This is a genomic window from Fibrobacter sp. UWP2 (assembly GCF_900141705.1).
Lineage (GTDB): Bacteria > Fibrobacterota > Fibrobacteria > Fibrobacterales > Fibrobacteraceae > Fibrobacter.
Map to the genome: position 1 here is coordinate 25,428 of NZ_FQYM01000009.1, position 15,088 is coordinate 40,515.

General features: G+C 53.1%; 4 protein-coding genes. All 4 read right to left on the reverse strand.

Annotated features, from left to right (window positions below):
- Positions 1–6: 6 nt before the first annotated feature.
- Genes BUB55_RS06190 through BUB55_RS06205 form a run of 4 tightly spaced genes read right to left on the reverse strand, consistent with a single transcriptional unit; the run spans position 7 to position 15,052 of the window.
- Positions 7–381 carry a response regulator gene (locus BUB55_RS06190; protein ID WP_073189164.1) on the reverse strand — a complete coding sequence of 125 codons (375 nt, stop codon included), beginning with the start codon at positions 379–381 and terminating at the stop codon, positions 7–9.
- A 21-nt stretch (positions 382–402) separates the two neighbouring features.
- Positions 403–2,754 (reverse strand): ATP-binding protein, encoded by a 2,352-nt coding sequence (locus tag BUB55_RS06195; RefSeq protein WP_083596908.1) that lies wholly within the window; start codon positions 2,752–2,754, stop codon positions 403–405.
- A gap of 17 nt (positions 2,755–2,771) precedes the next feature.
- The gene (locus tag BUB55_RS06200) at positions 2,772–8,567 is read right to left on the reverse strand and encodes a glycoside hydrolase family 9 protein (protein WP_073189168.1); all 5,796 of its coding nucleotides are present in this window, start codon (positions 8,565–8,567) and stop codon (positions 2,772–2,774) included.
- 5 nt (positions 8,568–8,572) lie between these two features.
- A complete protein-coding gene (locus BUB55_RS06205; protein WP_159431936.1) occupies positions 8,573–15,052 on the reverse strand; it encodes a glycoside hydrolase family 9 protein in 6,480 nt (2,159 codons plus the stop codon).
- Positions 15,053–15,088 lie beyond the last annotated feature (36 nt).

The window sequence follows — 15,088 nt, forward strand, 5'->3', positions numbered from 1 at the left end:
TCTCGATTACTGGTGGTTCTGAATGATTTCCTCGACCTTGGCTCTGATTGCCTGCAGGTCCACGGGCTTGTTGAATGTGGCAGCCACGTCAAAGTGTTGTGCTGTCACCAGGTAGTCTTCGGCTGCGGTGCGTCCGCCACCGCTCACGGCGATGACGCGGTCGCTCATTCCCATACGGCGGAGATCCAAAATCACTTCGTAGCCATCCACATCCGGCATAATGATGTCGGTGATAATGACGTCGAACTTCTTGTTTTGGTACAGGGTCTTGGCTTCCTTGCCGTTCGAAGCAGTTTCCACCTCGTAGCCCTTGATTTCCATGGCCGATTTCAACATGAGGTTGAATTGTTCGTCATCATCAATAATAAGAATGGTGGACATGATCACTCCTTCCTTTTATCGTTAAATTTCTTTGTACAACTTCCAATATAGATTAAATTTCGTGCCTTCGCCAATGGTTGTCTGTATTGTGAAATAGGCATTGCCCTCTTTTAACAGGCGTAAGGCGCTCGAAAGCCCCAATCCCAGGCCTTCGCCAGGGGCTTTGGTGGTAAAAAACGGGGCAAAAATGCGTTCCAGCGTGCCTGAGTCCATTCCGGTACCGGTGTCCGAGACCGATATCTTGACGTAATCCCCGGTCGGGATGGGGGGCGCGTGCGGTGACACAATCTGCTGCAACAGGGATTCCTTGGTGACCGAGAATCCGAGGGTGCCGCCCGTTTCCTTCATGGCGTAAACGGCGTTGTTCGAGAGGTTGCTCAAAATGCGTTCCATGGAAGGCGCCTGCGCCTTGACCTTGATGGAGTCGTCCAACTGCTCGGCGGTAATTTTGATGTTCGGCGGCAAGGTGATGATGAGTTTGTTGATGACATCGCGCACAATGTCGGTGGGCGGGAATACAGTGTCTTCGATCTTGCTCTCGGTTTTGCCTCGCACGGTATCGAGCAGCACGTTCAGCGATTCCTTGCCTCGTTTCGCCGCCTTTGTGGCTTCAAGAACAAAGTTGTTGGCGCTGTCGAGCTGGGCCTTGACTTTTTTGTCGGAGGCGTTGCTGCTGACCGTCCCCAAAATTTCGTGGGCGAGCTCGCAAAATCCGATTTGAGAACCGAGGATGTTGTTGTAGTCGTGGGCGAATGCGCCGCAAGCCGTACCCAAGTCCTCAAGGCGCGAATGGATGATCTTTTGTTCGCGCAGTATGTTGCGCTCGCGCTCTAGGCGTTTTTCTTCGGAAAGGTCGATTTTTAGCCCAATGACCTTGTACGGCGGTCTGTTGGTAATGATGGGGATAAAGTGGTTCTGGTAGGTGTAAACCGCTTTCTCGTTTTTGAGGTCCATCGAGGCCTGTTCTTCGGTAATCACGTTGTGGTTGGCGTCCTCGTAGCTCGTGAACACGCTGTTGATGCCATTGTCGCGAGCCTTTTGCTCGTAGGGCGAAATACTGTCGATGGGGTCGGTCGTCTTGTTCAGGTTGCCGCGCACGGCAATGTCTTGCTGGTTTTGCGTTTGGTAAACGCCGTTCTCGTTCTTGGACCAGAACTGGAAGGGCAGTGCGTTGATGAGGGTGACGTTGACGTTCTCGGTTTCCTTGGATTTTTTTTCGGAGATGTCCAACCGGTCCTGGTAACGGATAAGGTCCTGCTTGTACTCGGCGAACTGGCGGTTGAGCGTCTTGATACGTTGCTGGTAAAAGAGCAGGTTCGTCTGGTCGCTCAGCAAAAGCGCGTTCAGCGTGGTTGTCATGGACTGGTGGATCCCAAAGAGCCCCACGTTGAAGGTGTGGAGTTCATCCTTGATTTGAACCTTGACGTTTTCGTAGTAGGCTTCCTGAAAAACGTCAATGCCCGGGAGCAGGTCCTGGACTTTGATTTTTTTGAATTCGGCTTCGGAACACTGGAAAAGCTGCTGTGCGGCGGGGTTGGCGTAGACGACATCCCCTTTGGAACTAAAGTACAGAACGCCGTCGCTTAAACGGAGCAATAATGAATTCAGGAACCAGTTGGAACTTTTGTTCTTGAACGAGATGGAGGTAAAATATTGCCCGTCGATAATGGCGATGAACAGGGCGCAGTACTGGAACCACTGTAAAAAAGTGACTTCCCCTCCGTCCATTTTAAAGTTGTATGCCAGCGGGAGCACAAAGTCGAATGTGATTGGCAGAATGATAAAAAACGTGAATGCCGCCAGCATGTAGGTGCCAATTTGCGAGAGCGACAAGTCGCTCGACAGGATGGTCTTTTGAATCAAAACGTAACCGGCAGAGACCAAGGGGGTCATTACAAATATGGCAAAGACGATGGAGAAAGCGACGAATACAGGGCGGTTCTCTAGCCCGTTAATGGGCAGGCTGAAAAGGGTCGCCATTTTTTCGGGAATGGTGCAAAACAGTACGGTCAGAGTAATAACCGAGAGACCGCCCAGTATGTTCATGACAGTCCAAACGTGGGTGTGCCTGATTTTAAAATTGAGTTCCCCCACGCGGTAGGCGGCGTTGCCCAACTGCACCCAGGCGAGCGCCTGGATGCCGAAAATGACTTGCCTAAAAATGGTATGCTCGTAGCCGCTGCAAAACAGGTTTCCAATAATGTTGGCGTTGTTCCAAACGCACAAAATGACTGCATATTGGTAAACCGGTCTTGGCAGCTGCCGGCTCCTTATTTTTTGGCCAATGCTAAAGGGGAAAAATACGGCAATGACCAATGCAACACAGGAGAGGACCAGTGTTACAGGGGAGCTGGAGAATAAAACTTCGTGCATACCGATAAAAGTAACTCTTATTTAATGCGTTTTATACCAAAGGTCCTGGTCTTGTCGTAAGAATCCTTGGCGCTAAAGCGCTCCTGGGTCTTGGCGTCCTTGGTGGTGCTCGGTATAAACTTGGTCTTGAGTTCAGCCTTGTAAATGTAGGCGCCGGTGCCCACGGCCTTCCCGTCCTTGGAGCGAACGCCCGTATTTTGGGTGTTCGTCCATTCCACATACAAGGTGACCTTGTTGTTGTCGGAGAGGTAGGCTTCTGGAGTCACATCATAGTTGCCCGAAATACGGTTCACGAAGGTGCCCAGGTTGGTATAGATGGGCATGTCGTACTTGATTTGCAGGGACTTCCAGGCGGCGGGCTCGTTCTTGGCGGCTCCACGGGGGACGGTGAGGTCGAACACCCAAACGGCGCCGGTAAGCGGTGCAACCGTGGTGTCTATGCCCTTTTGCAGAACAAGCCCGGTCTTGGTGTCGATCAGGTCCAGCTTGCCGGAGGCCTGGTTCTTGATGAAAAGGCGCATGGTCGGGTCCTTGTCGGTCGCCGTGGCAATGGAAGAATTGATATTGGAAACGGCGCTCTTCACGTACACGTTGAACGTGATTTCGGGAGTGCCCTCGCTACCGATGGTGACCCACGGGTTGTTGGTGGCGGGCGAGTTCCCGCTCATATCCGCAAAGGCGCTCTGCGCTTTGGGGGCAAAGCGGGCACGGTCGCCTTCCATAATGAATTCGCTCGAGGTGTCAATGGCGTTGAGCGTCATGCTCTTTTGCACCCAGCGGTAAACATTGTCTTTGTTGACGGCGAGGTCGTCGCGCTCGCGCAAAAAGAGTGTCCGCATAGAGTCGATGGTCTGCACCGGCTCGCTTATGAACAAGGTCAGGTTGTTGAGACCGGTATTTTGCAGCGAGGCCGAGACAAACACAGGACCCACATGGTCTTCGGCGTAAATGGAGTTGCTCTCGTAGGCGGCTCCGGCACCCAGGTGTTGCACGGCCAGGCCGGCACCCACAAGTGCTTTCCCGTTGACTTCGCCGTCGTACGGACCGTTGGTGTTGCCCAAAGCGAAGGGCTTTGCCAAGGTGAGGTGCAACGATTTTGCGTCGGCGCTGAACTGGAGCGCCGACTTTTCGACGGCAAGGGTCTCGGGGGTGGCGCTGCCGAATATGAGAGTCAGGGAATCGGGCATGTGCTTGGCGTCAACCGCCTGCATAAATTCCACTTCGGCGTATTCGGCAATGCCGTCTTCGTCCTTGTCGTCGATCAGGGCCGAGACCATGGGAATCGGGCGGATCTTCAGCAGCACGGTGACTTGCTTGGGCGTGCAGGAACCAAGCTCGTTGCCCGCCAAGTCTCTGATGGGAGTTGTCGGGATTAGTTCCACAGTCATGCCTTCGGTAATCAGCGAGCCTCCGCCGGCATCGAACGCAATCTCGAATTCCCAAATGTTCAGGGAGTCGTTGTAGAGCCTTACGTTTTTCACCGTGGGGGCGATCTCGGCGGAGTTCACCTTGAGAGGCCATTCGGCTGGTGTCTTGATGGGCTCGCTAAACTGGATGTAAACGAAGTCGCTCGTGGCGTCGTTCAAACGCTCCAGTACTGAGACCGAGACCAGGTTGGGCGGCATGCCGTCTTGGTAAAAGTCCTCTGCCGTCTTGACCCCTTCCTGAGTGTTGCTGATGAGCGAGATGAATCCAACGGGGTTCGTGTTGATGGTCGTGTCGTTGATGCCTGCGCCAACAACCAGTTGTTTGCCGTTTTGGGCAATTACATTGGTCGAGGAGAGCGTGTCCCCGCGGTAAACGAACTTGATTGCGTTGAAACTCTGTCCTTCGGTGGCGACGTACTCGTTCGAAAGCGTAATGTCAAAGGCGTCGGGGATGTCGTCGCAGTCGGTGTCGACCATCTTGGCTACGTCAATGATGGGCCAGGGCGGCAATTCTTCGATAATGAGGACTGCCGTAGCCGGGCTGTACGTGTACTTGGCGGTGTTGTTGCCAAGCGCCTTGAGGATGGTTGTGGTCGCCGTCTCGGAACTCACGTAGAACACGCCTTCACCGTTGATGATGTCGATCTTTTCGACAGGGTCGGCAGACGTGGGCGAGGTGAAGAACTTGGCGTATCCCGATTCAGAGGTGACCAGGACGGTCAGCGGATCTGTGTCGAGCAGAGCCATGTTGCTGTCGAGCAACTGCACGTGGACCTCGACCATCTTGCCGGTGTAGAACTTGACGGTGTCGACGGTGAACCTGAGGTGGCGCTGTTCCGGTGGCGTGGTGATGGTGTCAACCTCGACGTTGGTGCGGACTACGGCGCAGGCGCAGTCGTACTTGTTTGTGGAACTCATGTTTGCGGCGTGGTTGTGCCAGCTGACCCATTCGTAGTAGTTGTTGCCGTATTGCGCCTTGTAGGGGAAGTTGAACGAGAGGGAGTCTTTGCGAGGCGCCGAGGGGAATTCAACGAAATCAATAATCGACAGTGCGTTCATTTCAAAGTCATCTAGGAATCCTGTCGGCGAAACACGGCTGCCGCCAATATAGGTTATGTTGCTGTCGGTAGTTTCTAATGAACTGTGCGGGGTTACAAACGGGCTTGTAAAGTTGAGGCTCACTGTACGCGGCATTTGCGGGCCGGTTTCGGGCGTGTAGTCGGGGCCATAGCCGTAAATGTGCTTGCCGTGGTAGTAAACCACTACATACGGGTCTCTTGTAAAGGCGGGGACCCTTTCGCCCTTTGAGTTGACTTCAATTAGGGTGGTCTCGGAATTGCTGAAGTACGGGGCCTGGGTCAGGTCAATACCTTCAAATTGCTCCGGGTCGTCTTCGGCATTATGCGCAACAAGGGACCATCCCTCGGTAAAGTCCTTGAAGGTTCCTGTCATAAACTTGAGTTGGAACAGCATTTGCCCAGAGACCTTTAGGGTATCCCCTATGGTAATGGGTATGTAATACTGGTCTTTTTCCAAGGTGGGCGACCCGAATGAGATGCTTTTTATTGAGGTCATCGTTCCTTCGCCGCCCCAGTTTTGGGTGAGGGGTGCCCACGAAATGGGTTGGAAGGTTGAACTCTTGCCAAGGTAGAGGCGAATCTCGAAATCGTGGAACGCCATCGTGTCGTTGTTGGCGATAGAAACAATGAACTCGTGGCAGTCCTTCCAATCGGTACATTCTGCTTGGTAAGAAGTGGGCTTTATATAAATGTCCAAGTCGGCGTAGGTGGAGTATTGTTCCGTGGTAAAGCTGTAGTAGTTTCCACCGTTGTTGTCTGTGGTTGCTCCCGAGGATACGCTAAAGTAGTAGGTGGTGCCTGCGCTCAAGTTTGTAAGCAGGACTTCGTGGAAAAGGACTGCGCCGCCCTCGGCGGGTTGCGATTCGGTAAGATTCGAGCTGCTGGTCCCGTAGTTCACGATTCCGTTCAGTCGGTCGCTGCTCCACCAGTAAATCTTGGCGCTGCGGTTGTCCACCTGGCAAATGGTGACGCCGCTGATGGTGGTGTTGAGCGGGGTCATGGTGAACTGGTACCATTGACCGTGATTGTCGTCGGTGCCAATGTTGTGCTTGACGTCCATGCCCTCCAAGAAGAAGTAATAGGTTTGGTTGGGTTCGAGCCCGTCAATGGTCAACGCACCGCCCTTGCTGGCCGTGGTCTGCGTGACGGATTTTGCAGTGCTGGCGTCGGGTGTGGTGTTGTAGAACACCGTGGTGAGGGCGACTTCGTTGGCGTCCCAGCTAATGGTGGCCGAGGTATTAGAAATGGGAACTCCGGCAACATTGCTGTACAGGGGCCCTTCGGCATCTTCGGGCAGTGTCTCTGCTAGGCTTTGGGCTGGGATCAAAAGCTGTGCCGAAAAGTCAATGCACGTTTCGGTAACTGTCCAAAATTCCCAATAATCTTGCAATACGGCGTCGGGGAAGGTGCCGCCCATCAAGGCGCCCAGTGGGCAGGTGTACTTATAGGGCATGCCGCCAGCATTGTATCCGTCGGGGTTGGCGGCACGGTTGTGCGGGTGGTTCAAGTTTTTGTCGCCGGCACCCATCAAGAACGAAACGTCCCACGGGTTCGCGCCAAGGCTATAATAAATGTTGTCGAGGGCAAGCTGCTTGTATACATCCTTTTCTTGACCGGTGGTGATTTCAGAAAGCATAAAGATGGCGTTTGCCGCGCCCAGATTGTAGCGGTTCAATCCCCAGCCGCTGCTGGTCCATATCAGGTTGTAAGGAGGGACCGCCTTGACCGCTCCGAAACGGTTTGTAAATCGCGGAGTGCCTTCAGAGCCATCGTCGGTCAAACGACGGAGGCTGTTGGTGGACCGCTGTATTAATGTATCCCTTTCCAGTTCTCCAACGCCGTAGCTAGCCGCGGTTTCCTGGTCCTTCAAAATGAGTTTGACAAAAGAGAACAAAACGTGGGCGTGGATGTTTTCGTAGTCCGTCATCCAGCCGCCAGGGTAAAATCCGCTTGTGAGGCCAAGGTAGCCGCCCTTGAAGTAGGGACCTGCGTCGTCGGGCTCGTTGTTGTAACCGTAATTGGTGGAATTGTCGTTGATTGTCAAATCTTTGTACAGGTCGTTTTGGTAGGTGGGGTCGGCGGTGGCGTACCAAAGCGCCAAGGCGGCTGCGGCCGCATTGTCGGTTCTGTTGGTTATGTTGGAGCTTCCGGTATAGAACCCCTTCAACTTGCCGGTTACATTTAGGTAGGATTTTTTGACCACATTTGCGTAGATGTCTTTTGCTGCTTCCAAAAGGGAGTCTGCATAAACCGGGTCAAAAACATACCAGGCGGCAGCCACTTCGGCGAGGACAGCGGCATACATGCCCGAAACGTTGCCGGCAGAGTCTGCCACATCGCGGTCGGGCCCTCCCTTGGAATGGGGCTGGGCATCCTGCTTTTCGGGCACGTCCCAGTATTCATGGTCCACCTGGTCTACGCCAACCGAGTGGTACATGTCGCCCTTGGCAATCAACCCGTCTGCTTTAGACGCCTTGTACAATTTGAAGATAAAGTCTGCGCCAATCTTGGCTTCGTAAAGCAGGTCAGGGATGCCGTCCGTGATGGCTGTGTCGGCGTAGGAGTTGCCGTAACGGTCCTCTGCCTTGTCTTGGTAAACCAGGTATGTGGTAATCAAAACGTAGGCTGCAAAGCCCAGGGTCTCTGAAACTTTAAAGTGGTCTCCGCAGTCGTGCCAGCCACCGGTAAGGTCGTGGCCTATTTTAGAGCCGTCCTTCAAGTGGCAGGCGGCATGTGTGTGTGATTTTGTATTTCCGCAGCGTTGTGAGCCAAAGAATTGTAGGGAGTATTCCAAAACCGAGTTGAAAATGGACGGGTGAACGTGGAATGTGGCGGAGGTGTCTCCTCCGCAAACCACAAAGTATTCGCCTATGGTCGCCAGTTCGCTAAAATCTGCTTTGTATAGGGCCTCGGTGCCTGCGACAGCGGTTGCGGAGTCTGCCAGGCTGAATGAATACAAGGTGTTGTCGTTTCCCGCTTTAAGGACTCCCGCCACCCAAAAGTTGGGCTTTGGCGCATTGGCGTCGGCTAAGGTGAGATTTTTTGCAGAAATTACGTCTTTTTTTGTATTCGCGTCAACGACCTTGAACGTTTGTGCCGAGGGGTCCGCCACATAGGCATACTTGTTGTCTTGTGGGCGGAAGCCACTTTGGTTAACACGAATTACGCGACGATTGAAAACGTTCATCGAGTCGAGGTACCTGCGTTCGTGAACCTTGTCGGTACGGTCGATATTGGGCAACTCCGCCATCGCCTGGTTGGCGAGGCTCAAACCCAAAAGGAATATTCCGGCTAATATCTTTTTCATTCTATTTACTTCTTTTTAGCGCGTTTGAAACCAAATGCCTTTGTGGTATCGTCAGAACTTGAACTCTTTTGCTGAGTTTTGGTGTTTGTTTCTTTTGCCTTGAAGGTGAACTTGGCGATGTATGCGCCAGTTCCGATTTTTTTGCCCTTGCTCGAAATGGGAGCTTCTCCATTGTGGGCGAGCCATTCCAAGTTCATGCGAATCACGCCGTCGTCCGAAATGACTTTGCGAACGGTTTCTCCGTTGATGGTTATGGTTTCGCTGTTGATGAATTGCCCCATGTTGTCGAACACTTCAATGCTGAATTTTACATCAATGAGATTGACAAGGGCGACCTCCCCTCCGAGGGTGTCCAATATAAGCGCCGACGGTAAAGTGATTTCAATGCCGAATACAGGACCTGCGTGCAGATAGCTATTGTCTGCAGCGTTAGTTGTAGCCATCAAGATGTTATTCATGATGTTGGTGAAGTATTCCTTGCCTTCTTTGAGTACCGTAATGCGGAAAGCTTCATCCTGGGCGGGCGGGAACGCGCTGTAGGAGAATTCGTTGCCGTTTGCCTTGGTGACTCCGTTAGCAAGCGTTACTTCGAACTTGATATTGCCCGCTGCGCCAGTGACCATCCTCCACGGATTTTTGTCGGTGGGACTGTTGCCGGCAACGTCTTTGTAACGGCTGAGGTTCATCAGAGGAACAAGCCTAATGGAATCGCCTGCATGGATGGCATCATCGGCGTCAGTCATGTAGGTGTATGTCTGTTTGGAACCATTCATCCTTACTACTTTGGAACTACGGAGGTATACGCCCGCGGTGGAACCACGTTTGCGCTCAATGTATTCCAGTGCATCGGAAGAGTCCGCGACCAGAGGCTCAGAAGCTATCACAGTAAGGGTGGTGAAACTGCCGCTGGAATCGGCCTTGGCTGTTACCAGAATTGGCGGACACTTGTCAAATAGTGTTGCTGTATTGTCGTCAAAGAATCCGCCCAAAGGTCCTTTGCGAGGCAATAAGGTGCCGTTGCCACCTTGTGCGCCATATGTTGTGTTGGCGTACACGCCTTCGGGGATAGGAATCCTAATGACCGTTGCTGTGGACTGTACCGTGTCATACCCGATGGTGACAATCTCCGGGATGAAGGTGGAATCTATAGTTGTCGTACAGTTGGTCTTGTCTTCTTTGGTGGTTATTGTCATAGAAAGAGTGTCGATGTGGTCTACCACGTCGGTCTCCAACCCGGTGATAGAATCAATGACGTAGACTTTCCTGGTGTTGTAAACGGTATCTTCCTTTGTGGCGCAAGTCGTGCTAGACCTTGTGCTCCAAGTGCCGTTAGCGGAATCCAACTGCGTAATGGGCTTTGCCGTTTTTTCGCCATAAATGGTGTCAAGTGCCCAGCCGTTGGTGGGCATGGCAAAGGCGTGGTACACGGAAGGGCTACCCCAATAGACGTCAATTGTATCCACCATGTCTTTGTCGCGGAGCGTCTTGGTGAACTCAATGTAAATTATGTCGGGGTTGCCGTCGCCCTCCTTGTCTTCGATGTAGGCGTACTTGACAGGGATAGGACGGATGGATTCAATGATGGTTACCGGGCCATTGCATGTCGAAAGCGGGTTTGCGGCCATATCACTAATAGAAATCCCTTCTGCGATTTCGGCCTTGTAATCTTGCTTTACAATGACTCCGTCGGTATTGCCTTCAATAACGTACTGCCATGTTTTTCCGTTATCCGAGGTGGTAGCCTTAATTACCGAGATGGAAGTTTGGTTCACTTCGGCGCCGTTATTGACAACGCGAAGAATCCAAGAGTTTTTGGACGGAATATTCACCGGTTCCGAGAAGGCTATTTTCAAGGTGTCTTGAACACGGGCGTGATTCTCGTTTTCAAGGATTGCCACCGAGGTGAGCTTGGGGGCGATTCCGTCAGAAATATTTGCGGTCGCCGTCTTGACGATATTGTTCTCGGTCATGTAAATGGTGGCCTTACCCACAGGTGCGGTGGTTTCGGGGACCAAGGACTCGTCTATGGCGATGACCGCCTCGGAACCAGATACGGTCTGGGTAGGCTTGAGCATAAAGCTGACAGAGTCGCTGTTGACCGGGTTTTCCATTTCAACAAGGACGCTGTCCAGCTTCAGCAAGGAACCGTCAAACTGGCTTCCACTGAAGGTCAGTGTCAGCTGGTCCGCCTTGGAATTGCAGTTCTCGTCTTGCATCATGACGGTTTGCGGAATCGGAGTGGTCGGGTTCGCGTAGAAGTACTGCGAAGTCGAGTCTTCGTCATCGTCGGCGTCAATGTAAATGACGTTGATGGTGTCACCGCCAACGAGGGCCACATTGGGGAGCACGGCGTTGGAGTTGTTCACAGCCGAGAACCAATCGCTTTCGAAGTAGCCGAGGGCTTCGTCGGTGCGCTTCAGGGTAACAGACGTTGCTTCGCCGGTTCTAGAGTTGTGCAGCGTGACAGAGACGGTTTCGTGCTTGTTGTTGTCCTTGTCGCTCACGAAGATCTTGAACTTCATGGGGTCTTCGGTAACAGGGCTCGAAACGGAGTTCCCGTCTTCACGGAGCAGTTGCAGCTTGCCGGCAGTACGGTCGCCCTTGCTAAACTGTACATAGTAGTTTCTGTTCACAAAGGCGCAACCGCCAAATTCCTGGCAAGACTCGCATTCGGGGTTTGGCCCTGCAAACACGGTGATGTCGACCTTGTTTGTGCCTATGGTCATTTTTACCGGGATGTTGAGCAGGTAGCGTCCTGTGGACGGGTCGTAGACTGCCGCAGTTTCTCGTTGAGCCTTGGAGAGGGCGACGCCGTTTACCCAGATGTCGGTGATGTAGCCGCTCTCGGTGACAACGGCGGTGCCGGTCGCATACAGGGTGCTCTTACTGGAGTCAATCTGAACGTATGAACCATTTGAAAGGTTAAAAGGAGGGTCGTAGGAAACAGTGAGTTTGTAGTCGGCACGCTTGGTTGCCATTTCGCTGTACGAGGGGCTGAAGCCCGAGATGAATTCATCCTTGCGGTAGACTGCAATGTAAGGATTTACTGGTGCATGTTCCTTGTCGCCTTGGTCCTTCTCCCATTCGGGCATGCCGTCGTAATCGGCGCCGTCGATTTCCCTTTTGTGCGGCGCCCAGCTCCAGTGACCGCCTGCGGCTGAGAAACGGATTTTCCCCGGTTGACGAAGGGTCTCACAACCGCCGTTTTGGTAAATGCCCGAAGAGAACCCGAGGTCAATGCGCATACGTGATGCAGACTTGATTTCGGTGCCGCCTAGCGGTATGGGGAAGTACCAGCCGTAGGTGCCTGTTGCCGCATCGTAGGTGTCATCGAGCCTGATAGGCACGGAATGACGGAGGTTGTAACGAATCATTTCATCGGCGGAGGAACCGTCGGTGGTCAAGCAAGGCTTGTTGAAGCCTGCTTCGTCGTAAGCCTGGCAAATGTCTTCGTCAATGAGCAGGGGGCAGGTTCCCGGTTGGTTGTTCTCGCCAGGTGTGGCCTCAATCTCATCGGGGCGTGCTGTTACGTAGAGGCGAAGTTCCAAGCTGTCAAAGGCTCGTTCTTCGTTATTGACAAGGTTCAGGTTCATGAAGTCGAGCCCGGTGAACTCGTACTGGTAGGCGGTAACGTCAAAATTGAAACGCGTGACAGGTGTCGTGAACTTGAGCGGAGCGCCCTTGTCGTTGATGCAGCTCCGGCTTCCGTTACTTTCGACACAATAATAGTAGGTCGTTTTTTCTTTGAGGCCACCAATCTTTACGTAGTGGAAGTTGGTGGGGATTCCCGAGACATCGGCGTTGATGTCGCCCGTATTCCACTGCATTTTGTCGTAGCTGGTGAGGGTCGTGTCCCAATACATTTTGGATTCGTACTGGCCATTGGGAGTGTACCACATGATTTCGGCGCTGTCGGAGCTCAGGTTGCAAACTTTAATGTTCTGGATGTCGGCATCGCCTGGCGGGCTAACGAGCGTCGTAAACGAATAAGGGGTTGAGGTACTGTCGACAAGCCACTTGGTGGTGTAGGCCTCGCTGCGGCTGTTTATGGCAACGACCTTGAAAAAGTATGAAGTCCCGTTTTGGAGCCCGGTAAGATGAATCTCGTGAGACATTCCCGGCACAGTGTCTTTGACGGGGATGTTGAAGGGGCCGGTTTCGTTTGTGCTGTAGAGGATCATCGCAGTGCCGCGGATGTCCTGGGTGATTTTAACGATGGCGGAATCGTAGCCCACATAGCGGATTTCAACGCCAATGTCCTTGGGGGCACGGTTCCGGTCCTCCTCTTTGATGACCATCGTCGCTGCGGCAAGGAACATGGATGTTGCGTCAATACAAGTCTCTTCCTTAAAATGGTCCTTCCAGCTATATGCCATGCCAGGAATCCAGGCGTTCCCTTCTTTGGGTGCAGGAGCACCAATGAGGGCGCCTACAGGGGGGGTATATTTGTAGGTGGCGCCGGGTATGTTTTTGCCTTCGGGGTTTGCTGCGCGGTGGTGGGGGTGGGCGTCGTTTTTGTCGCCAACGCCAATCAAGAACGAAATGTCCCACGGGTTTACGCCGAACAGGTAGTTCAACTGGTTAATGCCCAACTGCTTCATGGCGGCGGAGTTCCAGGTTTGCACGCCCTTTTGAGGCAGGCGGACGCCCTCTAGGTCTTTGGTCACGTCGACGTAGGCGAAAAGGTCAAAAATATTACCCGCTTGGTAACGGTTGTAAATCCATTCCATTTGGTATTGCATTTGGTACCACAGGTCTGTCGCTGTCACGATGGCCGTTCCGTTGTCGGGGTGCGGGATGGTGATGCCGTTTGACCCGGAGGAGGACCTTGCGGAGATATTGTTTGCGAGTGTGTAGGCGATGTTCTCGGCGTAAAAAAGTCGGTCGTCGTGTGAAATTCCAAAGGAAGCCGCGGTACTATCGTCTTTTAAAAGCAGCTTGTAGAATGAGTAAAGGGCAAAGGTCTCGACATCGGCCCAAGATGTGTTGGAGGACTTTTTCATGCCGTTGGGGGACGCGGCAAACCACCCGCCCCGGAAGTGGGCTACACCAACATTGTCGTCGTTGCGAAGGGTTTGGTCCTCGGCGGCGTCGTTCAAGTATTTCATGCCGGAATCGGGGTAGGTTCCATAATGGAGGGCGACTGCCGCGATACTGATGTCGTCCAGATATGAGTTGCCGCCGTTATAGGCTGCGCTAGACCATGTGCCGGGTTCGGTATTGTGTACAAAAGGCTTTCCACCACCGTAGGTGGGGTTGCCGAGGGCCAGGTTCTTGGCAAAGTCGTACATGGCGACCGCGACCATTTTGCAGGAATCGGCGAAGGCCTTGTCGTAGCGGGCGTAGTCACGTCCCAAAATGGCGAGGCCCGCTGCAATTTCGCTAGAAACATTGGCGCCCAATTCGCCCAGGCGGACGTCTCTTTCGCTGGGACCGCCGCTGCCTTTGCGTGTTGCGGGAATGGCATCCTGGATTTCGGGCCTGGCCCACCAGCCGTGGTCGGCGCCAAAGTTACCAATAGAAACGGGCATGTTGTCGATGACGCCATTGGCTACGCGATAGGCCCTTAAAAAGAAATCGGCGCCGTGCTTGGCTTCACGAAGAATGTCGGGAATATCGTCAATATTGACAGTCTCGCCATGGTTGTAGGCGTAGTTGTTGTCATCGCGGTCTGCGTTGCCAGCTGCAGTCGTGGTTAACACCATAAAAGAGAGACCTTGGGTGTAAGACTCCTTCAGGTGGTCTCCGCAGTCATACCAGCCGCCTTGCAGGTCGCCCTCTTTCACGGTAATACCGGCCGTGGAGCCTCCCGAGCCGCTATTTACGAGAGTGCCTCCGCCATCCTTGGTGTGGCTCGGCTTGTGGAACCAGGACTCCGAGTTGCCGCTACGGTTGATGCCAAAAAACTTTAACAGGGCGTCGCGAATCATGGAGTAAACTCGCTCGCTGATGATGAAGGTCGAGGAATATTGGTTGAGAACCTTAATGCGGTATCGGGTATTGTGGGCCAGGTTTTCTGCAAGCTGGGATAGGTTGCCAATGCAAACTTTGCCGGAGGGGCCCTCTGTCTCGGTGTTGTAGCGAACCTGGTCATTGGTCGCTGCATCGGTGGATGCTATTATTTCCCAGGACGATGACGTTGATAAACCAGAGGGCGTGAAAGTCCCTCCGGTTGCGACTTCGTTGCCGTCTAGGTCCACGATGGAGAAATTCTCGGTACAGTTCCCGCTAGAAACATAGTAGAACTGCATTTCGGGGTCGTCGGGAAGATAGCCCGCTTGGTTCACACGGATACGTCCGATGCGCATGTTCATTGCGTCTATAAAAGCCTGGTTCAGCGTATCGGGAATAAAGGCGTTTGGCTTAAAGTCCTGGGGTACGGAACCTACCTTTGGAACGGTATTGTGCTTGGAGGGGTTCGGAACAAAATGACTAAAGCTCTGCACGGTTCCGCCGTCGTCGACGGAAGCGGTATCCCATTTCATAGGCCAAACAGGGCGGATGAGATCATAGGGCGTCGG